The organism is Saccharothrix hoggarensis (assembly GCF_042678885.1).
Taxonomy (GTDB): domain Bacteria; phylum Actinomycetota; class Actinomycetes; order Mycobacteriales; family Pseudonocardiaceae; genus Actinosynnema; species Actinosynnema hoggarensis.
This window is the reverse complement of sequence record NZ_JBHTLK010000049.1, coordinates 1-19,059: the sequence shown is the minus strand read 5'-3', so window position 1 is coordinate 19,059 and position 19,059 is coordinate 1. Positions and strand designations below refer to the sequence as shown.

The window sequence follows — 19,059 nt, the reverse complement described above, 5'->3', positions numbered from 1 at the left end:
AGGCTCCTTCCCGTGCTGTTCGAAGCGCCAAGCGCAGAGTCGTAGGGCGCATGAGCGCGGTTGCGTTCAACCACTCGAGTGAGTTGGACCAACCGCTGACCATGCGGTACGCATCGCGACGAGTTCGAGCACGCGTTGCGCGGCCTCCGCGGGGTCTTCGTGTTCCCACACCCGAACCACCAACCACCCCGCCTTGGCGAGCTGGGCGTCCGTGTCGCGGTCACGCAACGCGATCCCCCTAAGCTTCAGCCTCCACCACTTTCGGTTGGCCTGCGGGAGCTGGCCGTGCACCGGGCAGGAGTGCCAGAAGCAACCGTCGACGAACAGGGCGATGCGGGCACCGCGCAGCAGGATGTCCACCCGCCTGCGGCGATCCGTCCCGGGTGGCGAGCGGTCCACGACGAAGCGCAGTCCTTTCCGGTGCAGCGCGCTGCGCAACGCCAGCTCCGGTTTCGTGCCCGACCTCCTGATACGCCGCATCAGCTTCGCCGCGTCGGGGTTCGCAGCAGGAGGCGTCGGCCCAGGGTTCAAGTAGCTGTACATTGCTCCAGGTTGCCAACGACGTCCGACAATTTGACTGCATCGGGACACAGGGTGTCGCGGCTTGCCGCGCCTACTCGTTGCTCGGCCAGGTATGACCCGGTCAGGCATCACCCGTGATGGCTCGGGGGTCGAAGGCGTGCCCGCGTTGACTGTAGGGGACGCGGCGCCCCTCGGAATCGACGTCAGCGGACACGTAGACGCAGCGGGCACCGAGGAGCGCGGCGACGCGCATCATCGCGAGGGTGAGCGGGACGCTGCCACCGGTGACATCGATGAGCACGCGATCGGCAGAGACATTGAGAGCGCGGAGCTGGTCGAGGACTTTGTCGCTGTCCTCGACCGCGGCGACCGGGCTGTGCGCGTCGTCGATCAGGACGGGCTGGAACGCGATGCCGTCAGCAGCCAACTCCGTCGCGAGGTCGTCTGCCATTGGCGCGGTTCGTGGGGTGAAGACCCCGATGACCGTCTTGGGTTTGCTCTCCTCACAGAGGAACTCCGGGACCTCCGGCGCTCGGTCACGGCGCTGCTTGCGCATGTACGGGTCCGAGCGAACGCTGATCGGCAGAACCAAGACGTCAGCGGCAGGTAGCGGGGTGAAAGGTCTGCGAGCACGTTCGCCTCGATGACGGACCCAGGCGCTGCGCGCGATGCCGACTAGGACCGCGAGGGTGAAGACCGTGACCACGGCCAGCACTCGCAGCAACCCGTTGCGCTGGGGCCGACCGGGGTCGCCGAGCCAGTCGACGAACAGGTCAGGGACGACCGGGATTAACAGGACCGCGATGAACACGCTCTCCAGGTGGCGCCTGGCACCGAAGACACGATCGCCCGCCCAAGCCAAGATCCTCATGCCCATCCCCCTATGTCAAGCAGCCAAGAGCCGGCATGGACCAAGTTCGGGCTGCGCGGCAGCTGATTATCGTCGATGGCTCACACACGTAACCGTTGAGGTCGTGTCGATCCGCATTGGATCGATCGCGTACTCGTACAGGTAACCCTCATAACCAGAGACAGTCGTTATCCATGCTCGATTGAGCATTTCCAAAGCAGTTGACTACCCAGTGCCAATTTCCATCCAACTTCACTCTGCGTATCCGCTCGTGTGATCAGCGTCACAATGGTTGCATTGTTGAAGGTCGCGGTTACCATCGTTCAACCACTCGGCCGTGGCGCCTCTTGCGCTCATCCGATCGCAAGCGTCACCAAAGCGGGAGGGGGCGGTTGATGGCAAACCTGGCCAAGTCGTTCGAAGCTGCACTGAGCAAGATCGAACCGAAGGACGACGCGAAGAACGCTCAGGAAGCGCACAAGCAGGTCACCGAGGCGCTGAAAGCAGATGACCGCTTGAAGAAGCTCGGCATATCGACGTTCCTGATCGGGTCGTACGGTCGGCACGTGTCGATCAAGCGGGTCAAGGACGTCGACGTGTTCGCCCGGCTGACCAAGGCGACGTCATCGCTGCGCCCTGGAGACATACTCGATCATGTGACCGAAGTCCTGGAGGAAGCCTTCCCGTACTGCGTGAAGCGCCAGCACCGCTCGGTGATGATCGAGTTTCCCGACTTCGACCTGTCCGTCGACGTAGTCATCGCCCGCCCTTGCGCGGACCACCCGGATGACCACTGGCAGATCCCGGAAAAGATCGAAGACGACGGGCGGGCGAGCTGGGTTGAGACCAACCCGATCAAGATGGCCGAACTCACGACAGCCGCGAACAAAGACTTCCTGCTCAACCCGGACGACGATGAGAGCGGCATCTACGTGCCGATGGTGAAGCTCATCCGACAGGTTCGGCGAACCTGGGTGGATGACCAGCCTGGCGGCTACTACTTCGAAGTACTCGCCTACCATGCATTCCAGGACTTGCAGCCCGATGAGAGCACGATCGCCGGTTACTTGCCCGTAATCCTGGGAGAAATCGCCGAACGACTCCCCGATTACATGGATGAGGGACCGGACGACCCCACCCTCGACGATCGGACGATCAAGACGAAGGCAACGGCAGAGCAGATCGAGGCAGCGGCCGAGAGGATCGCCGAAGCGGCTTCCTTGGCGAAGAAGGCGCTCAAGGAAGAGGACCCCTGTAAGTCTGCAGTGCTGTGGCGAAACTTGCTGGGTGAAACACAGAACACCGAAGAGTCTGAATACGTGTTCCCGCTACCCGACTACTGCAACCCCGACGGGTCCACCAAGTCTTCAGGTCGCGCCCTCGTCAGGGGAGCCCCGGCCGTGCCGGCGGGGCAGGATCGGTACGCATGAGCAGCCCCTTCGCGGCGGCTGCGGACCAGTGGCGCGAACGACTGGTGGCACTCGGGTTCACCGATGACGGTGATCACCTCTGCGGCCCTGTGCGATGGCACCACTCGACGACTGACCAGATCCACATCGCTCGTGTGGTGATCAGGCATGGGCCGACCTTCCCGTTCCTACCTCCCAAGGTGATCTTGCTGGACGCAGGGGGGCCGTTCGAGACCACGTTCCACGCGAATGCTGACGGCTCCTTGTGCCTCTGGACGGATGATTGGGCGGTCGACCAGGCCCCCTGGCTGCGCCCGGATGTGCTGCTCGACCGCATCGGTGGCTGGCTTTGCAAGAGCGCGGCCGGTTGGCCCGGTGATGACGACTGCGACCTGGAGCGCTACCTGGAGCGGGAGCACATCGATCGCAGGCTGGTGCTCTACGACGTTTCCGCCTTGATACCTGATCGCGCCGTACGCACCGGGCCTGGACCGAACCCGCACACGATCGTCATCACGAACGAGCGCCGACGAGTCGGCGATCTCGACACGGGTCGACGACAACGGCGCAGGGACCGCAACTTGGCGTGGGTGGCCGATCTCGGCTGCATGACGAGCCCCCTGCGATCTTGGGACGACGTCGCCGTCGCGCTCGGTCCTCGTGTCGCAGAGGTGGGGCGGTTGATCGCCGTCGGTGCCATTACGCACATCCTCTTCCTCTACGTGCGCGGCACGAGGCAAGGCGTCCTCGTGACAAGGGTTCGAAAGTCGTCGAATGCCATCCGAGTCACCGCCTGTGAGAGCGCTGATTCCAGCGCTGCGACGTGCATGTTGCGCGCAGGCTCGGCTGCTCCGGAGCTGTTGACCACTCGGATCGCGATCGTAGGCTGCGGCGCAATAGGTTCCTTCGCGGCGGACACGCTTTTCCGAGCGGGTGCGCGCAGGCTTACGCTCGTCGACGGGGAACGCCTCCGCCCCGGCAACGTTGTGCGGCACCTCGCTGGCAACAGGTACGTCGGATGGCCCAAGACCGAAGCGGTACGGGCATGTTTGGTGGCTGTCGACGCCGACGTCACCGGCATCCACGTACCTCGGGGTCCTCTTGTCGATTTGGAGGAAGCGGAAGCCCTCGTTCGCGACCACCAAGTGGTGCTGGATGCCACGGGTAGTGGCTACGCGAGCAGCCTGTTGGCCACGGCCGCCGATTCGATCGGCCGTGCGACGGGGCACGCGGTGGTCTCGGCATGCGTGCAGCGCGATGGCGATGTCCTCAGAGTGGATCGGATGCCCCTCCGCAGCGGCGAAAAGTACCTACCCGCTCTTCCCCGCCTCGACAGCAGCATCCGACTCCAAGAGCGCGGTTGCGGCAGCACGGTCTCGCCGACACCACCAGGCGCGGTACTGGCCGCAGCGGAACTCGCGCACCAAGTCGTCGTCGACGCTGCTTTGCTCACGTGTGCACTGCCTGCAAGCATGGCCGTCGTGCGGCGCCCTCAACCTGAGCCGCTCTACAACCGGATGGGCACGGTTACCAGCGACGTCCTGCGAGATGCGGCGTCATGAAGCCCAGGAAGACCCAGACCGAGGTGCACGCTGACGCAGTGACCACGATCTCCGCGTTGGCCTCAGCCGCGTACCCACGGGAGACCGGGGGGTTGCTGCTGGGCTGGTGGACCAACGGCCGAGTGGTCATCCGATACGCCATCGAGGTATCCGACCCGAATGCAACAGTGAGTTCCTGGTGCAGGGACGAGAGTTCGGCGCAGGCTGCCCTCGACACGGCACTCGCCGAACACGAGCACCCGTGGCTCGGGTACGTGGGTGACTGGCACAGCCACCCGGTGGGGAGTGGGACGAGCGGCCAAGACTTGATGTCCATACGACGGGCATCGATCGCCTACGAGCATCCGCTGGTCCTCCTCGTTCACCGCACCGATGGCCCGATCGAGATCACTGTCGCGCATCACGGCGCGCACCCCAGCACTCGCGCCTCGTCAACGCCACGGCAGGGGCAGGAAGCTTGATGAACGGACAACGCCCAGCAGCGGGTCCACCATCCAGGTCGGGCGTTCGACGCAGCGGGGACAGGTTCCAGGACTTGTTCGTGTGGGGGGCTGCCATGCGCGTGATCGGCCCCGAGCGCCGCTTCTCGCAGGTGGAGGTGGAGATCAACGGGGTCGGGAACGTCGACGACGTGGTCCTGCGTAGCTGTACCGGGGAACCTGACATCTTCGCGCAGGTCAAATGGGCGACTAACCCTGCTGACCTGGTCAACGAGGGCTTTCTCACCGCCACGTCCGGCAAAGGCAAGTCGCTGCTGCAGAAGCTGTACGCCAGCTACCTCACGCTCAGCGCCAACGGCGCGACTCCCGCACTGCGGCTGATCACCAACCGGGCCCTGGATCGCACCGACCCGCTGCTCGGGCACGTTGACGGCCGCACCGACCTGCTGATGCCGTACGCGGAACAGGTGGAGCAGATCAGCACAGCCGGGCGAGCTGTAGAGCGCTGGGCGGACCACGTCGGCGCGAGCCGCCCTGAACTGCTCGTGATGCTGGAACACCTGCAGTTTGTCACAGGGAGGATTGTCAGTGCCGAGGAGGAACACGTCCGCACGCTGATGGTCGCTGCTGGTCTCGACGGCAGTGATTCGGCACTCCAGCATGGGCTGAACATTGCTGAGGGCTGGGTTACCAGTGGCAAGCGGGCCGTACCCGAGCAGGACATCCGAAGCGCAGTGGAGTCCCTGCACCCAGCTCCCCCGTCAGCGGTCCTGGTCGTACAAGCCATCGATAGGGATCCTCATGCCGAGGAAGCCACCATCGCCCTGGACTGGGTCCACCTGTTCGACGGTGACAAACCCCAGGTCCGTGTTCAGCCACGGCACGCTTCGGGCTGGGCCCGCATGGAGCAGGAAATCGTGGACGCGGCAGCAGCACTGGAGGAGAGCGGTTGGCGCTCCACCGTCGTCCGCGGTGCCATGCGCCAAGCGACGTTCTTCCGCGTCGGTGCCGCACTTCCCAGCGTCCGAGGTCACACCTTGCGATACCTCCAAGGTCATCATCTGTGGTCGACCGATGCCCGGAAGGTCCCGATCCCCGTACCGCAACTGCAGCGGCAGCAGTTGAACCTGGGTCCTGATCTGGCCGTGGCCCTTGGCTTCGCCATCGACCCGACACCGGCCGTGATCAAATTCCTGCAGCGCAACGGCATCCCAGCCCACCACCTGCTCACCATCCAGCCAGGCGGTGGGAGCGACGACCAATCCATCGACGGATCGGAACAGGCCGTCACCTATGCGGAAACGATCCGGAACCTGGTCCGCGCCGAACTCGACGAGTTGCCGAGTGCCAAGCGCATCCACCTCTTCATGGCCGGGCCAGGCGGCCTTGCCCTCATGCTCGGGCACAGGTGGAACCGCACACGGGTCACCGTCGCCTACGAACACCTCGGTATGGGCCAGGGGTACACCCCGGCGTTCGAAGTCGACAGCTGACAAGGTCCCCTCGTTTCATCCGATGTGCACCCTCTGCTCCACGCTGGTGGCGCCCGTGCCGGACGCCACCAGCTCGTCAACTGGAGAGCAGGTCAACCAGTTCGCCGACCAATGCGACCACATGAACCAGGGCGCACAGGACGAGGGTCAGCTGTTCGGACAGGCTCTCGCGACGGGTCTTTTCGATCTTGTTTGGCGGTCGCTGGTCGTTCTCTTCATCGGGCACGCGCCCACCTCCACCGACGGTTCACTGCGGGTGGATGTCGGTTCTCCCCACCCGATCGGAGTGGGGACGCGGAAGCGCGGCGAAGCCCGGTCAGTCAGCGAAGGAAATCGAGGCCAGCCTCGGTGTTCAGCAGATCGTTGAGCGAGAACCCCTGGCCGAAGCACTCCCTGGCAGCCCGCCACGCCTCCATCACACGCGGTCCGAGGTGTGCACCTCGTTCACCACGGACGAGTCCCGTTCCGGGCGTGTAGTCTCCCGCGATCACCAAACGGCCGCCACCCATGCGTTCCAGCACACTGGCGACAAGGCCTTCTTCGTGACTGCGCCGCACCAAGCCGAGGGAACGATCGAAGTGCTCGCGGGCCACATTGTGGAGTCCGGCGTCGAACGATGCCCAACCCGCCAGATCGTGCAGGTCCGCCATCGCGACCTGGAGCCGCTGTCTCACCTCCTGTGCGGTGATGGAACCAAGCATCCCTCGTGCCCAGGCAAGCTGACTCATGGCCGCCTCACGGCGGGATCGGCCACCGTACATGCGGTCGATCCCGCGCAAATTGCGCACGGCTGCTTCCACTCGGCGGACGTCGCTCATACCGATGCGATCAGGCGCGGAAAGCAAGGCGGGCGAGGAAAACCAAGTCCGTGCCCCCGTGCCGAACACGGCACTGCCGACCGTGATCGCAGCGGCGTGAGCGAGGAATTTCCTCCGCTTCACCGACTCACTCTCCGCGGTGGCCGAGCGATCTGGCGTTTCTGCCAGAGCAGCAGCGCGGACCGCTACCGCTTCGTCGTAGGCCAGTCCCATGTACCCCCGCGGCACACCCAACCCACGTGCGATCTGCGCGAGCACGTTGTAGGCCATGACCTGGCGGCCCTTCAGGATCTCGACGACCTCCGCCTCGGACTGGCCGGTTAGAGTCGCTATCTGTTCGTTCGACACACCGTGGCGCCGCAGGAGTCGATAGACGAGGCTGAGCTCACGGCGTGCCAACGCGTCTCGCATCTCATGGTGGTCCCAGACTTCCGGTACCAGTGCGAGCTCGGTCGAGTCGAGTTCCGCAGCAGCTGCCAGGTCAAGCGCCCGCAGTTCGACCCAAGCCCAGGCATCGTCGTGGGACGTCCGAGCAGCGACTTCAGCGTAGGACAGCAGGATGCCGCGCATTTTCTCGGACAACTGCTCCGGCACCGCGGTGACACCCGGGATCCGGCACAGGGATTCCGTCAAGATCGCGATGACGACCTCATCGGAGAGTCCGTGCTTCCACCGCACTCGCAACGAGTCACCGTTGAGCGCGCTGTCGAGCCAGGCCGAGTGCCGCCACAACGGGAAGCGCCGCAGCACCGCACTCATCAGGTCGGTCGGCGCGGCTACCACGTTGTCGAGTGACCGGCGCTCAGCTACGTGAAGAGCACTCCCTCGGCGCTTCCACACCGGTTCCCTGCCCAGGAGGACTTGGTCGAGGCCGCGCTGCGCGGCACGCCATCGTTCTGGTGTCACGCCCAACAGCCTTACGTGCCCAGTACGGTCGCCGTTGGCGCCGATGACGTTCAAGTCCAGGAAGTCGCGCCCGACCTCGGGGCGAAGACCCGGTATCCCGTTCACCCCGAGCGGGGTCACGGTAGGCAGCGACCGGGCGAGCACCTGGTGCAGGACTTGGTCGGCCAAGTGGAGCGAGAGCGAGTCGGTGCGCAGTCGCGCCTCCTTCACCACCGCCTCGCTGCCGCCCGGCGGCCTATTACGCGCGATTGCTCCGCTCGCCGTCCTGATCAGCGGCAACAGGGCCGCCTCGAACTGGTGCTGCCCGTCCACCGCAGCGGGGATCAGCGTCCCGCCTTCGGCCAAGAGCTGCCGGCGAGCGATGTTCGGGTGCTCACCCGTGCACAGCGCACGCAGCTCCAAACGCGCACCCAAGGAGTCCGATCGTGTCCGAGCCACAGAGTCCTCCGCAGACGCCTCCCGGCCGACGCTGCGAGCCATGAGGTTCTACCTCGCGCAGCACGTGACGACTCGCGGTGCGCACCCGATGGCACGCTTAGAAGGCACTCGCCCCAGCCGGGATGTCGGAGCTGCCTCAAGGCGGACCGCGACCGCCTGGGCTCGAACCGTACACCGTTGGCAAGCCGGACCACAGCGGCCGTCACTCGAATGAGTGAGTATTCCAAGTGCTTAGGAAATTGCTGGCTCACGCCGGAATCGCTGTGCTACTCCATCGCTTCGATGGCTGATCGCCACGGGTAGTGGGCCAAAGCACGCCCACCTTGCCGAGGCAGGTGGGGCTCGAATCCTCCCGGCCCGAACAGCACTTTCACGCCTGAGGAACGCAGCACTTCGAAGCTTCGGTGGAGCACGGCGTTGTTCGCGAGAGCCGTGTTCACGAAGGGCAGGACGGCGATCGGCACGCCCAGGCCGGTGAGTTCTGCAAGCTGTGTCAGGACATAGGTGTCGGCGATGCCCGCCGCCCACTTGTTGATCGTGTTGTAGGTGGCCGGTGCGACGATCACCGCGTCGGCAGGAGGAAGCGGCGGCTGACCTTGGCGTTGGTAGCCGGTTCGCACGGGATGGCCGGTGAGCTGGTGCAGATCGTCGAGGTCGAGGAAGTGCTCGACGGCGGCTGGTGTAGCGATGCAGTAGACCGACCAGCCTGCTTCCTGGGCCAGCTTGATGGCGACGTCGACGTGTTTGGCGGGTCCGGCGCCGCAGATCATCAGGTAGAGGACTCGTTCGGTCACGCGGGCACTCCGGCTCGCTCGGCCATCTGCTTCACCATGCGAGCGGGCTCGCCAGTGGTGTTGGACAGCAGCATCCTCAACAAGCCGTGGGCCAAGGGGCGGCTGCGGACTTCTTGGGGTGCGGTTCGCTCAGCTTGGGCGAGGGCGCGGGTGGCCTCGACGAAGTTGCCGCAGCGGGCGTTGGCCTCGGTCAGGTCGAGCAGGTGGTTGGCCCGGCGTTCTGGCGGTAGCTCGTTGAGAGCGCTGCTGGGGATCGTCGCGGCGAAGTTGAGAGCTGCTCCGGCTTCGTAGAGGCGGACGAGCGCGGCGACGCGGTGGATGGCGACATTGGCGCGGCCGAAGTGGGTGTGGTGGGTGTCGTAGTGGCGCTCCATGCGTTCAGCAGCCTGGGTGGCTTCCTGGTGCATGGACAGGGCCAGGGAGGTGTCTTCCTGCTCGGCTGCGGTGATCGCGGCGGCGAGGTGGAGCATGCCGTGGAGGGAGAGCAGGCTCGTCGGGTGCTTGGGCACTTCGGGGCGCATGCGGTCGGACATGCTCAGCAGGGTCTCGACCGCCTCGGTGCGCTGCCTGGCTGCGCTCATGGCGCGGGCGACGCTGCGCGTGGCCCGCGCCTGCGACCAGGTGTCGTCGACCGCCAGGGCGGTGTGCATGGCGCGGTCGGCTGCCAGCCAGGCGACGTCGTGGCTCTCGAACTTGAGCAGCATCGAGGAGGCCAGGCGGTAGGCCGCGATGAGCACGCGGTAGGCGTCGACCTGCCCGGCCGGCGGTGCGGCGAGGGCTGCGCGCTGCGCTGCTTCCAGCAGCTTCGGCAGGTGTTGGGCGACGGTGGTGAAGTGGGACGACGTCCAGGCGTGCTCGATGTAGTCGGCCTGGCGAGCGAGTTGGGCGACGCCGGCAGGCTTGGTGTCCGCGGCCGCCAGGCCGGGGTAGCGGCCGAGTGCCGCGCGGATGGCGCTGACCTCGGCGGCGTCCACGCGGTCGGCGGCTCGGGCTGCGGCGGGTGCGTCGGTGAGGACGCTGGGGTCGATGGCGAGGGCGTCGGCGACCAGCTCGATGACCGGGATGCGTGCGAGGCTGCGCTCACCCGACTCGACCTTGTCCAGCCACGAGGTCGAGCGACCGATCATGTCGGCGAACTGCTTGCGGCCGAGGTTGCGGCGCAGGCGCCAGTAGCGGACTCGCTTGCCGATCTCACCGGCGGTGTCGGGCATCCGACCTCCTCGGCTTCTCCCGAGTTGATGACGCAAGGGTAGCTGGGGAGAGGTTGCACATTTTGTACGACTCGTGACGCTCGGTCGTCCCTAACTTGGCCACCGGTACCGAGCTTTGGGCCGTTGAGCCGATGACGGGTGGTGAGCAGGCGTGGCAGCGCCTCAGGGTGCACGGCGAGCGTGCTTGACGAGTTGGGCCGGTGGTTGGGGGTGACCAGGGACGAACTGCTGTTCAACGCTTGGCTGAGCAGCGTCAACACCGAGTTGGCACGCTACATCGTTCGGCTGATGGACGAGAGCGCGCATGCGTCTCCTCCGCCGTCCGGACCGGGTGGTGAGATGCGTGGCGCCCTCGATCTGGCCGAGGTCGAGGCGGCACTGGCCTTCGACCTCGCCGAGGTGGCCAAAGCCATCGCCTTGAAGGCCACCGGGCAGCCATATCCCCGGCGAGGAAGGAAGCAGGCGGGTGGTCCGCTGGCCCGACCTGACCTACCGGCCTTGGCTGCTGCGGTTGACGGGGTCCAGCGCGCGACCGGCGGTTCGGCTGCCCCATGATCAAGAAGCAGCCCGCCGGCGCGCCCCATACCGTCCGACTGCGTTCCCGCAGGTTCGGCAGCGCGGCCAAGCTCGCCAGCTTCCACTCCGATTATGCCTTGGCCAAGGCGATGGGCGTCAACCGGTCCACCGTGTCACGGGTGATGCACGGCGCGCTCCAGCCAGGCCCCGCCTTCATCGCCGGTGCCTTGGTCGTGCTCGTGCCAATGCAATTCGACGACCTGTTCGAAGTCGTGCCGGTCACCGCGGGTTCGCCATCGGCTCCTACGCCCCTGGCAGATGACGCGGCGCTACGCAGCACCTCGAATGTTTCCGGTGAGATGGGAGCAGCGTTGGAGTACGCCGCACTCGGCTGGCCAGTGCTGCCGGGAGCCGTGTGGCGCGGTGGTCGGTTCGTCGACCCCGACGACGGTCAACCCACCACGGGTGCCGTATTGCGTCCCGTCGAAGCAGCCACGACCGATCCCGGTGTGATCCACCAGTGGTGGACTGCGGCAGGTGGTCAGGCACCAGCGGTGCTCACCGTTACGGGGGCGAACCTCGGTGCAGTGTCCGTGCACCAGTCATTGGCGAAGGACATCACCGATCACCCGAGGTTCAGCTCCAAGCCGACACCCGTACTGGCTCTACCCAGGGCTCCGCTGGCCTACTTCCTGATCGAACCGCCGTTCCCGTTGGTCTTGGCATGGAGGAAGGTGCGCGCGCTGCGGAGCGGGTCGCCGCTGCCCTTGCCGCCGACGGTGATCGGCGAGACGGCAGCGTCATGGCTGGTGTCCCCCGAAGAGACCGGGCACTGCCTGCTGCCCGGAGGCGAACTCGCCAACATCATCAACGACCTGAGAAGGGGCAGCACGTGAGCGAGCCGGTGCACATCAGCTCGGAGCACAGGACCGACGACGGGTTCGATGTGTTCGTGAACGAACTCGTACGGGAAAAGGCGCCGCGACCGTTCGCCATCGTCGAGGAGTACGGCGACCGCCAGTACGCACGCGTCGCGGGGTACGGCCTGGACTACGGCGACCGGGCCGGCGTCAACTCGGTCGAGGGTGACTTCCGCTTGGTGTCGGACAGCGCGGAGCGCGCCCTGATGACCTTCGAACTCAGCACGGGAGACGCCGAGGTGCGACAGCTGCACCTCGTGTGGCTGGGCGGCACACCGGCAGTCGCTCGGGAGAGGTAGGACGGGGCGGAGTGCTGAGCACTCCGCCCCGTCACGCTCCCGTTCTCATCGCATCTTCGCCCGGATCTGGAGGAGCAGTTCGTCGGTGGAACCCACCACGCGACGAACGAGGCCCAACAACCGCGCCGCGGCCTCCGGGTTGTCGGTGCCACCGGTCGCGTTGGTCGCCTTCGCCAACTGGTTCAGGTTGCCGCCCACGTTGGCCAGCACCCTGCGCTGCTCCTGCACCGCTGCCGCCAGAGCGGCGAAGGCGTCGCGGTCGAGCCGGGCTCCGCTGTTGCGGTGGGCGGCCTCGTCGAACGCGACCCGAGCGATCCACGCTCCCGCCCGCATGCCGTCCAGCGAAGCCGCGATCGTGATGGCCGCCCACTCGATGTCGGTGAAGGACACCGACGTACGCGCTCGGCGCTTCGCCGTCCCACTGGGCACTGCCTCGCGGTTGCCGAGCCGCACATCGCGGCCTGTGCCACGCCGGTGTTGCTCGTTGCTCACAGCACCCCTCCCCCGTTCCCGGCCCGCCGGCCAGAGGCGTGCACGGGAGGGCTGCTCGCCGAGCACAGCGGTTCGGATCGCGTGGCGACCTTGGTGCGAACTATCAGTTCGCACATATCTTGCTCTCCCTGGAGCGGCTCCCCAGGCAGTTCGAAGAGGTAGCGGAACTCGCCGTGCGCACCGCTCATGTGTCTGTCGAACTGTGTGAGCGACATCGTCAGTCCCCTGCGGACAGAGCACGAACGACCGACTCGGTGATGACCACGAGCCGCCTCCCGTACCTCGCCACCTTGGCCGGGAACTCGCCACGAGCGATGAGGTCGTACGCCTTGCTGCGGCTCATCCCGAACGCCAAGGCCGCCGTCGTGACGTCCACGGCGGGCGGCCAGGTCGCCTTGATCTCTGCCAGCGTCGGTCGGTTCTGCCTACTCCTCATCCCACTCACCTCCCCGCTGTTCGTGCTCAGCGAGGTGTGCGAGGAAGCTGTGGTAGGCCAGCATGTTGCGGCCGCGAGGCAGCCGGCTCCCCGCTTCCCAGCGGTGCACAGTGGACGCCGAGACCTCGCAGTCCTGTGCGACCAGAGCTTGGCTGAGACCCGCGTCGACGCGCAGCCGCCGCGCTCTTCCCGTCCGAATCCATGTCTGCAGCTCGGCGGATCGCTCCGCCCGAGACTGCCCCCCGGTAGTCATGTCATCGACGGTAGCATGCAAAGACATTGGCCATGCCGTGGCGATGGCATACCTTGGGTCGCACAAGACCGCAGAGATCGGAAGGGGGTGCGTATCGTTCTGCCGTGCCTCGCCTGCCGAAGAACTTCCGGATCGCTTGGGTGACCATCGACGAGTTGGCACCGATCGGCTACCTGGAGACGGGTCCGGACACCGCTGTACCGACCCGGTTCCAAGCCAACTTCGCGTTGGAGGAGCCGGACGTCGCGGCGACGATGGAGGTGTTCGTCGGCACCGACCTGCGGCCCGTGGTGCTGTCGGTGGCCGTGAAGGGCAAGGCCGCGGCGCCGGTTACCACGTCGGTGATGCGGCAGATCCTCGTCGACCAACTCGTGCGCGCTGCTGTCGAGAAGGCAACTGTGCCCGCCTCCGTGCGGGACGAGTGGCTGGCCACCTTGCCGCTCGGTGCGCAGGCAGTCGACCGTCGTGAAGCGTCTTCGACCGCGGACGAGCGCGTCCGCAACCAGGCCGACGACGACGCCCGGCGCGCGGCGCGGATCTACTCCGGCGCCGTGGCAGCCGGCAACAGGGCACCTGCGGTGGCCGTGGCCAACGTGATGAACAGGTCGCGGACGCAGGCGGCGCGGTACATCCGCAGGGCCCGGGAACTCGGATTGCTGCCCCCTCTCGGCTCATCGGAGGGGGCCTGAACTAAGGAGCTGCAAGCTCGTGGGTGACCCGATCAAGAAGATCGAGTTGAAGGACGGTACGACGAGGTACCGGTTCGTGATCGACATCGGGCGCGACCCGGCGACCGGCAAGCGTAGGCAGTTGACCAAGACCTACGACACCAAGAAGGAAGCCCGCGCCGAGTACGCCAAGGTCAAGCACCAGACCGACGAGGGGACGTTCGTCGGACCCGACAAGACCACGGTGTCGGCCTGGCTGGACACCTGGTTGAAGTCCACGACGGTCGACGTCGAGAAGGCCACCGCCGCCAACTACGCAGACGCGTTGCTGCCGGTGCGCGAGCGGCTCGGCGGGAAGCGGCTCCAAGACGTCACCGAAGAGGACGTGGACGAGCTGGTCAGCTGGATGCTCACCTCCGGTCGGAAGCGCGGCGGGAGGGTCGGCAGCGGGCTCAGCGTCCGGTCCGTGCAGCTCACACTGGGGCGCTTCAGGTCATCGTTGAACGTGGCGATGCGGCGCAGGTTGGTAGTCCGCAACGTCGCCCAGTACACCCAGATCCCGCGCGAAGCGCGGCGCAAGGCGGCGGCTGCGGCGGCCTTGCGAGTGCCTTGGAGTGAGATGGAGGTGAGACAGTTCCTCGCCGCGATCCGCGACCACCGGCTCCACGCGCCCGTGCTCCTGGCGCTGATCGGGATGCGGCCCGCCGAGGTCTGCGGACTCAGGTGGAGCGCCGTCGACCTCGACGAGGGGACGCTGTCGATCGAGCTGACGCGCACGCTGGTCGAGGGTGAAGTCGAGGAGAAGGGGCCGAAGTCGGAGAAGGGCAAGCGCAAGCTGCCTCTACCCACGCCCCTGCAGGCAGCACTCAAGGCGTTCAAGGCCAGGCAGGCCGCGGAGGCGATGAGAGCCGGTGAGCTGTACGAGCGGTCAGGGTTCGTGCTGGTCGACGAGCTGGGCCAACCCTGGAAGACCGATCGACTTCGGCGCGCGATTCACAAGCTGATGGAGCAGGCCAACGTGCGGAAGGTCCGGCCCTACGACGCTCGGCACGCCTGCCTGACCTACCTGGCGACGTCCGGTGTGCCGGACGTGATCGTGAGCGCCTGGGCGGGCCACGCGGACCTCAGCTTCACCAAGCGGGTCTACATCCACCCGAACGTCGAGCACCTGAGGCAGGCAGCCGATCAGCTCGGTGAACTCCTGGGCTGAAAGAAGCAGTACGAGCGTTCGTGAGAAATTGTGAGACGACGTGCCCGGAAACAGAATCAGGGCCTTGTCTCACCGTAGTGATCCAAGGCCCTGACCTGGGCTTTCGCCGTACTTCGACCGTCGGGACGACAGGATTTGAACCTGCGACCCCTTGACCCCCAGGCACTTTCCAGCGGGTTTCCACCACGGTCGATCAGGGCTTTGACCAGCACAAACAGTCCCCCGACGTCCATCGACGTCCGCACGGGTGCGCACCGTTTGTCACTCAGTTAGTCACCCAGTCCACCACGTGAACATCCACAGTGGACTAGCCTTGACCAGGCACAATGACGAACACTCTACTCGGGTGGGCGGCCGAACCAACACCTGATGGATGTGCGCCCCTGCCTGCTATCTGACCGGGCATCAAGTGAACCAGCCGCGGCTCCCGCCAGGCTCGGCCGGTGTTCTTCCAGAGGCCCGGACCACCAGCGGATCAGCGCTGGGATCGGAATCTCTAATTTGCCAAGCTCTCAATCACTTCACCCACTAGGCAGGGAACTTCTTCAAGTGCAAATTCCAGCAGCTGTTCCAGGCCTACGGCATGAGGGCTCATGTCAACGTTCAAATCATCCGTCCAGGCATTCGGCGCATACCGCGCCGTCATTGACAAATAAAATAGTGCCGCCCACCATGCGCATAGACGGTGTAACGTACGCCCTTGCTCAGGCAAAGTTGGATCCACCACATCGTCGAATGAGAAGTATGGTTTTCTCACGCCGAGTTCCCGCTCTAGGGCGGATCGATCCTCATCCGCAGGCGTGAAGTAGTCAGAATCTTTAACGGTTATTTCACCTTGCCTCGTCAGCGTCAACCAGCCTTTCCGACCGAGGCCGCTACCATTGTCAATGTTCCCGACTTCCCACTGGTCATTAAATTGCGGATAGAACCGGCGCAAGAACTCTCCAACTAGCGCCTGCATGTTCTGGGCTTGAAGTATTGACGCAGGGAGCCCGTTGATGCACAAAACATCAATTCCATTTCTGGTCGCAAACGCCTCAACGCTGACAGCCAGAGGCGCTGGCATGTCATTAAGCGATGCGAACATGGAACTCCCTCCGGAGTACGTGCGCGTGCGAGTTTCGTCCAATAATGCAAAGAGACTGCCCAATTTGATCTCTGTCGTGAGATCGGGACTATTTAGAATCCTTGCAATTGTGGGGTATGCCTCTTGAATTCTCCCCGTGCCGCGAACGACCATGTCGGTGAGACTCTGTCGTTCCCTGACCGGCGCGCGGTCGCGATCACTTAGGTTGGGAGCCTTCAGGCCGTGTCCTTGCAACTGCCAAGGGCAGGATCTATCCGGATTAGCTGCGGCTATTGCTCGACCTGCCTGGTAAATCCCGTAGTAAAGCAAAATTGGCTTAGATTCCATACCTACGGAAGTTGCCGCAGTATAAAGTTGTTCCGACTGCTCCAACGCTGCATTGAAAGTTCCACGTCGCGCATCATTTCCTAACACCGCTGGCGGTGGTGAAGACCTCATTCGCCGCAGGTACTGCCAATAAGTTTTCGAAGTGTTGAAGTACATGAATCTCCAATCAATGGAGCGGTCTCATCAGATGCCCCGTTGCGGTCACAGCGCGCCTTTCTCGGATTGCCGGGCAACTGTCCCGAGATTGATGAAACCAGCGATTCGCGCCGCCGCAACCTCGTAGCATAGGAGGTTGACACCTGGAACTGTCCGCGCCGAATGAGGGCTTACTATTACACCGGGACAGGACCATAGCGGGTGATCCTTAGGAAGCGGTTCAGGTTCGGTAACGTCCAAAGCGGCACGCAGGCGACCGCTTTCCAGTTCACCAACCAAGGCCATCGTGTCTACAATTTTCCCGCGCGCCGCGTTGACTAGTAGCGCACCATCGCTCATGGTCGCCAAGAACTCGGCGTTGACGAGTCCACGGGTCTTCTCAGTAAGCGGTGCGGCGATAACCACGATGTGATGCCCTGGGACCAGGTCCGGAATTTCGTCCGCTCCATGAACTCCGTCGCGCGGAGCGCTAGCGACGAGTGTGCAACTCACATCGAAGGCTGTCAATCTGCGGGCCACGGCTCGCCCGATGCTGCCAGCGCCTACGATCAGAACGCGTTTACCGTCTAGCGTGTCGGCGTTAAAGCGCCGATGTGCCCAAACTCTGGAATCTTGAAACCTCACCAACGCTGGCCACTGACGGTACTGGGTGAGGATTGCAGACAGCACCCATTCAGACACCGGGCCAGCATGGGCACCACGAGCGCTTGACAAGACCACACTATCGGGCACATGCTCCGCCCATTCGTCCACCCCCGCCGATAGGAGTTGAACCATGCCGAGGTTGGGTAGTTGTTCGACCAGCGGAATCGGTCGGTGGCTCCCTCGGTACGGCGGAAGCAGGATCTCAGACATGCGCTGTGTGTCTGTCAATACCGAAACGTTCGGGTCATAGGTGCACACCTCAACGCCGTTTAGGTCAGACAGCTTTTCCACGCCAACTTCGTCGTCGGGCTCGTTGCTAACGAGTACCTGCATCGCTTTCCCCTGAACTGTACGTCAGTTATTACGATCAACACCGCTGCGGTCAGCTGCTACCAGCCACGGACTTGACCAAATCTCGCGCCTGATCCTGCAATGGTGCTCCCGAGGCGCTGTTGTTAATCACGGAGTGCTCTACCGGTGGGCGGAAGTCCACGTCAATGGTCGCTAGATAGTCAGTCCAATTATCCAGCTTGGCTGCGTCGCGAGCCGCTCCACGGTGCCGAATGTAGGTATGCATAGTATCCGCATCGCAGTACACCCACACAATCGAAACTTTTGCTCGCATTTCCCTGCATGTCGCTTCAATTCGGTGCAGCCAAGCAATGTCTTTAAATTCTTTGATGAAGGGCGCTGTCACGATTGCACTGTTACCGCATTGAACGTTCTCCGTCAATGCATTGATGAGCGCTTCATACTCGCGCGGGCGAATGCGCGCCACGTACTCCTCCGACTCACGGTCGTGTGGCGAGCGGCCAAGGATTTCTAGCGCTGCCTCTACAACGGGCCGAGTGAGGGTGTCCTTGTCGAGCATCGGCCAACCGGTTTCGCGCGCCAGCACCCGGCCCAGTTCGGTCTTGCCGCTGCCTGCGTAGCCGCCGACAAGTAGAACTTGAGGCGTCTTCACTCGCACCTCGGTATGGGCTGCCTCGTCCGGTGCGTTGACGACGCGACCCGCCCGCGGCTTGCTGATGATGACGTTCTCGTCCACGAGAAGCTTCATGGCTTCGTTGATCGTGAAGACGCTGACGCCCCACTGCTGCGCCAGCTCGCGCGTGGACGGCAAGGACTGTCCGTCACGCAGTAGCCCAGCCGCGATCTGGTTCCTGATGTTCCGCGCCACCTGGTGGTGCAAGGACTCGCCACGCGAGACACGTGGAGTCTGGCCGGTCATGCTGCCTCCGGATCGCTCGACACAGACCAGAAGCATACCAGTGACCTAACACTGGACTGGCGGTCGTTTCCGCTGGTAGCGAGCGTGCGCACCCTCCCATGATGCCTAACAGTTGACTCGGTAACCATTCAACTGTTAGCTTCCTCCTGTCGCCGCTGTGGCGACGAGCACCTGGGAGGTTTCGAGATGGACGACGTGGCCAACTACCCGGATGGTCTGACCTCGGTAGTGGTTGAGCAGCTGTTGGACGCGCAAGTGTCGGTGGAGATCGCGTCGGCCGCGTTGACGTCGGGCCTGTTGGACGGTTCGGCGCGGGAGCGTCGGAACCGTCGGATCGCGGCCCGTGCGTTGCGGGGGATCACGCCGCGGTACGGCG

22 protein-coding genes and 1 tRNA gene are annotated in these 19,059 nt (G+C 64.6%); 10 read left to right on the top strand and 13 right to left on the bottom strand.

Annotated elements, in window-relative coordinates:
• Window positions 1-66: 66 nt before the first annotated feature.
• Together ACFQ3T_RS12180 and ACFQ3T_RS12175 are read right to left on the bottom strand one after the other, a co-directional pair.
• Window positions 67-543: a very short patch repair endonuclease gene (locus ACFQ3T_RS12180; protein WP_380723348.1), complete on the bottom strand. Its 477-nt coding sequence runs from the start codon at window positions 541-543 to the stop codon at window positions 67-69.
• A gap of 100 nt (window positions 544-643) precedes the next feature.
• Complete coding sequence (locus ACFQ3T_RS12175) at window positions 644-1,393, bottom strand: hypothetical protein (RefSeq protein ID WP_380723347.1); 750 nt, start codon at window positions 1,391-1,393, stop codon at window positions 644-646.
• A gap of 374 nt (window positions 1,394-1,767) precedes the next feature.
• On the opposite strand from ACFQ3T_RS12175, the gene ACFQ3T_RS12170 reads away from it, so the two are divergent.
• The 4 genes from ACFQ3T_RS12170 to ACFQ3T_RS12155 all read left to right on the top strand — a co-directional run bounded on the left by ACFQ3T_RS12170 (window position 1,768) and on the right by ACFQ3T_RS12155 (window position 6,276).
• On the top strand, window positions 1,768-2,802 hold the full coding sequence (locus ACFQ3T_RS12170) for an SMODS domain-containing nucleotidyltransferase (RefSeq protein WP_380723346.1): 1,035 nt from the start codon (window positions 1,768-1,770) through the stop codon (window positions 2,800-2,802).
• Window positions 2,799-4,343: a ThiF family adenylyltransferase gene (locus tag ACFQ3T_RS12165; RefSeq protein WP_380723345.1), complete on the top strand. Its 1,545-nt coding sequence runs from the start codon at window positions 2,799-2,801 to the stop codon at window positions 4,341-4,343. Before ACFQ3T_RS12170 ends, ACFQ3T_RS12165 begins: the two co-directional genes overlap by 4 nt.
• On the top strand, window positions 4,340-4,804 hold the full coding sequence (locus ACFQ3T_RS12160; protein WP_380723344.1) for a Mov34/MPN/PAD-1 family protein: 465 nt from the start codon (window positions 4,340-4,342) through the stop codon (window positions 4,802-4,804). The genes ACFQ3T_RS12165 and ACFQ3T_RS12160 overlap by 4 nt, the downstream gene beginning before the upstream one ends.
• A 95-nt stretch (window positions 4,805-4,899) precedes the next feature.
• Complete coding sequence (locus ACFQ3T_RS12155; protein ID WP_380723343.1) at window positions 4,900-6,276, top strand: SAVED domain-containing protein; 1,377 nt, start codon at window positions 4,900-4,902, stop codon at window positions 6,274-6,276.
• A 76-nt stretch (window positions 6,277-6,352) separates the two neighbouring features.
• Here ACFQ3T_RS12155 and ACFQ3T_RS12150 read toward each other — a convergent pair whose 3' ends face one another.
• The 4 genes from ACFQ3T_RS12150 to ACFQ3T_RS12135 form a co-directional block, all read right to left on the bottom strand.
• Complete coding sequence (locus tag ACFQ3T_RS12150; protein ID WP_380723342.1) at window positions 6,353-6,502, bottom strand: hypothetical protein; 150 nt, start codon at window positions 6,500-6,502, stop codon at window positions 6,353-6,355.
• 94 nt (window positions 6,503-6,596) lie between these two features.
• Entirely contained in the window at window positions 6,597-8,402 is a 1,806-nt protein-coding gene (locus ACFQ3T_RS12145) for a hypothetical protein (RefSeq protein WP_380723341.1), read from the bottom strand.
• Window positions 8,403-8,704: 302 nt separating this feature from the next.
• On the bottom strand, window positions 8,705-9,232 hold the full coding sequence (locus ACFQ3T_RS12140) for a flavoprotein (protein WP_380723340.1): 528 nt from the start codon (window positions 9,230-9,232) through the stop codon (window positions 8,705-8,707).
• Window positions 9,229-10,443 (bottom strand): helix-turn-helix domain-containing protein, encoded by a 1,215-nt coding sequence (locus ACFQ3T_RS12135; protein ID WP_380723339.1) that lies wholly within the window; start codon window positions 10,441-10,443, stop codon window positions 9,229-9,231. The genes ACFQ3T_RS12140 and ACFQ3T_RS12135 overlap by 4 nt, the downstream gene beginning before the upstream one ends.
• A 180-nt stretch (window positions 10,444-10,623) precedes the next feature.
• On the opposite strand from ACFQ3T_RS12135, the gene ACFQ3T_RS12130 reads away from it, so the two are divergent.
• Genes ACFQ3T_RS12130 through ACFQ3T_RS12120 form a run of 3 tightly spaced genes read left to right on the top strand, consistent with a single transcriptional unit; the run spans window position 10,624 to window position 12,178 of the window.
• Window positions 10,624-10,998, top strand: a complete 375-nt coding sequence (locus ACFQ3T_RS12130; protein ID WP_380723338.1) for a hypothetical protein — start codon at window positions 10,624-10,626, stop codon at window positions 10,996-10,998.
• Window positions 10,995-11,855 (top strand): bifunctional DNA primase/polymerase, encoded by an 861-nt coding sequence (locus ACFQ3T_RS12125; protein WP_380723337.1) that lies wholly within the window; start codon window positions 10,995-10,997, stop codon window positions 11,853-11,855. Before ACFQ3T_RS12130 ends, ACFQ3T_RS12125 begins: the two co-directional genes overlap by 4 nt.
• Entirely contained in the window at window positions 11,852-12,178 is a 327-nt protein-coding gene (locus ACFQ3T_RS12120) for a hypothetical protein (protein WP_380723336.1), read from the top strand. Before ACFQ3T_RS12125 ends, ACFQ3T_RS12120 begins: the two co-directional genes overlap by 4 nt.
• Before the next feature lie 45 nt (window positions 12,179-12,223).
• Here the strand turns inward: ACFQ3T_RS12120 and ACFQ3T_RS12115 are convergent, their stop codons facing one another.
• The 3 genes from ACFQ3T_RS12115 to ACFQ3T_RS12105 all read right to left on the bottom strand — a co-directional run bounded on the left by ACFQ3T_RS12115 (window position 12,224) and on the right by ACFQ3T_RS12105 (window position 13,359).
• Entirely contained in the window at window positions 12,224-12,568 is a 345-nt protein-coding gene (locus tag ACFQ3T_RS12115; protein ID WP_380723335.1) for a hypothetical protein, read from the bottom strand.
• 319 nt (window positions 12,569-12,887) lie between these two features.
• Window positions 12,888-13,106 (bottom strand): helix-turn-helix transcriptional regulator, encoded by a 219-nt coding sequence (locus ACFQ3T_RS12110; protein WP_380723334.1) that lies wholly within the window; start codon window positions 13,104-13,106, stop codon window positions 12,888-12,890.
• Window positions 13,096-13,359 carry a helix-turn-helix domain-containing protein gene (locus ACFQ3T_RS12105; RefSeq protein ID WP_380723333.1) on the bottom strand — a complete coding sequence of 88 codons (264 nt, stop codon included), beginning with the start codon at window positions 13,357-13,359 and terminating at the stop codon, window positions 13,096-13,098. The genes ACFQ3T_RS12110 and ACFQ3T_RS12105 overlap by 11 nt, the downstream gene beginning before the upstream one ends.
• Before the next feature lie 104 nt (window positions 13,360-13,463).
• Between ACFQ3T_RS12105 and ACFQ3T_RS12100 the strand changes: the two genes are divergently transcribed.
• Both ACFQ3T_RS12100 and ACFQ3T_RS12095 read left to right on the top strand, forming a co-directional pair.
• Complete coding sequence (locus tag ACFQ3T_RS12100) at window positions 13,464-14,048, top strand: hypothetical protein (protein ID WP_380723332.1); 585 nt, start codon at window positions 13,464-13,466, stop codon at window positions 14,046-14,048.
• A gap of 19 nt (window positions 14,049-14,067) precedes the next feature.
• A complete protein-coding gene (locus tag ACFQ3T_RS12095; RefSeq protein WP_380723331.1) occupies window positions 14,068-15,237 on the top strand; it encodes a tyrosine-type recombinase/integrase in 1,170 nt (389 codons plus the stop codon).
• Window positions 15,238-15,358: 121 nt separating this feature from the next.
• Here ACFQ3T_RS12095 and ACFQ3T_RS12090 read toward each other — a convergent pair.
• The 4 genes from ACFQ3T_RS12090 to ACFQ3T_RS12075 form a co-directional block, all read right to left on the bottom strand.
• A tRNA-OTHER gene (locus ACFQ3T_RS12090) sits at window positions 15,359-15,459 on the bottom strand.
• 274 nt (window positions 15,460-15,733) lie between these two features.
• A complete protein-coding gene (locus ACFQ3T_RS12085) occupies window positions 15,734-16,807 on the bottom strand; it encodes a YaaC family protein (RefSeq protein ID WP_380723330.1) in 1,074 nt (357 codons plus the stop codon).
• 45 nt (window positions 16,808-16,852) lie between these two features.
• Entirely contained in the window at window positions 16,853-17,785 is a 933-nt protein-coding gene (locus ACFQ3T_RS12080; protein ID WP_380723329.1) for an NAD(P)-dependent oxidoreductase, read from the bottom strand.
• 49 nt (window positions 17,786-17,834) lie between these two features.
• Window positions 17,835-18,683, bottom strand: a complete 849-nt coding sequence (locus ACFQ3T_RS12075; RefSeq protein WP_380723328.1) for a GntR family transcriptional regulator — start codon at window positions 18,681-18,683, stop codon at window positions 17,835-17,837.
• Window positions 18,684-18,869: 186 nt separating this feature from the next.
• Between ACFQ3T_RS12075 and ACFQ3T_RS12070 the strand changes: the two genes are divergently transcribed.
• A partial coding sequence (locus ACFQ3T_RS12070) for a hypothetical protein (RefSeq protein ID WP_380723327.1) occupies window positions 18,870-19,059 on the top strand: 190 nt, incomplete at its 3' end.

Bases quoted from the DNA above. Each gene is read 5' to 3' on its own strand.
- ACFQ3T_RS12165 (WP_380723345.1), top strand. From the start codon at position 2,799: ATGAGCAGCCCCTTCGCGGCGGCTGCGGACCAGTGGCGCGAACGACTG.
- ACFQ3T_RS12110 (WP_380723334.1), bottom strand. From the start codon at position 13,106: ATGAGGAGTAGGCAGAACCGACCGACGCTGGCAGAGATCAAGGCGACC.
- ACFQ3T_RS12085 (WP_380723330.1), bottom strand. From the start codon at position 16,807: ATGTACTTCAACACTTCGAAAACTTATTGGCAGTACCTGCGGCGAATG.
- ACFQ3T_RS12135 (WP_380723339.1), bottom strand. From the start codon at position 10,443: ATGCCCGACACCGCCGGTGAGATCGGCAAGCGAGTCCGCTACTGGCGC.
- ACFQ3T_RS12160 (WP_380723344.1), top strand. From the start codon at position 4,340: ATGAAGCCCAGGAAGACCCAGACCGAGGTGCACGCTGACGCAGTGACC.
- ACFQ3T_RS12075 (WP_380723328.1), bottom strand. From the start codon at position 18,683: ATGACCGGCCAGACTCCACGTGTCTCGCGTGGCGAGTCCTTGCACCAC.
- ACFQ3T_RS12105 (WP_380723333.1), bottom strand. From the start codon at position 13,359: ATGACTACCGGGGGGCAGTCTCGGGCGGAGCGATCCGCCGAGCTGCAG.
- ACFQ3T_RS12155 (WP_380723343.1), top strand. From the start codon at position 4,900: ATGCGCGTGATCGGCCCCGAGCGCCGCTTCTCGCAGGTGGAGGTGGAG.
- ACFQ3T_RS12180 (WP_380723348.1), bottom strand. From the start codon at position 543: ATGTACAGCTACTTGAACCCTGGGCCGACGCCTCCTGCTGCGAACCCC.
- ACFQ3T_RS12080 (WP_380723329.1), bottom strand. From the start codon at position 17,785: ATGCAGGTACTCGTTAGCAACGAGCCCGACGACGAAGTTGGCGTGGAA.
- ACFQ3T_RS12125 (WP_380723337.1), top strand. From the start codon at position 10,995: ATGATCAAGAAGCAGCCCGCCGGCGCGCCCCATACCGTCCGACTGCGT.
- ACFQ3T_RS12170 (WP_380723346.1), top strand. From the start codon at position 1,768: ATGGCAAACCTGGCCAAGTCGTTCGAAGCTGCACTGAGCAAGATCGAA.
- ACFQ3T_RS12175 (WP_380723347.1), bottom strand. From the start codon at position 1,393: ATGAGGATCTTGGCTTGGGCGGGCGATCGTGTCTTCGGTGCCAGGCGC.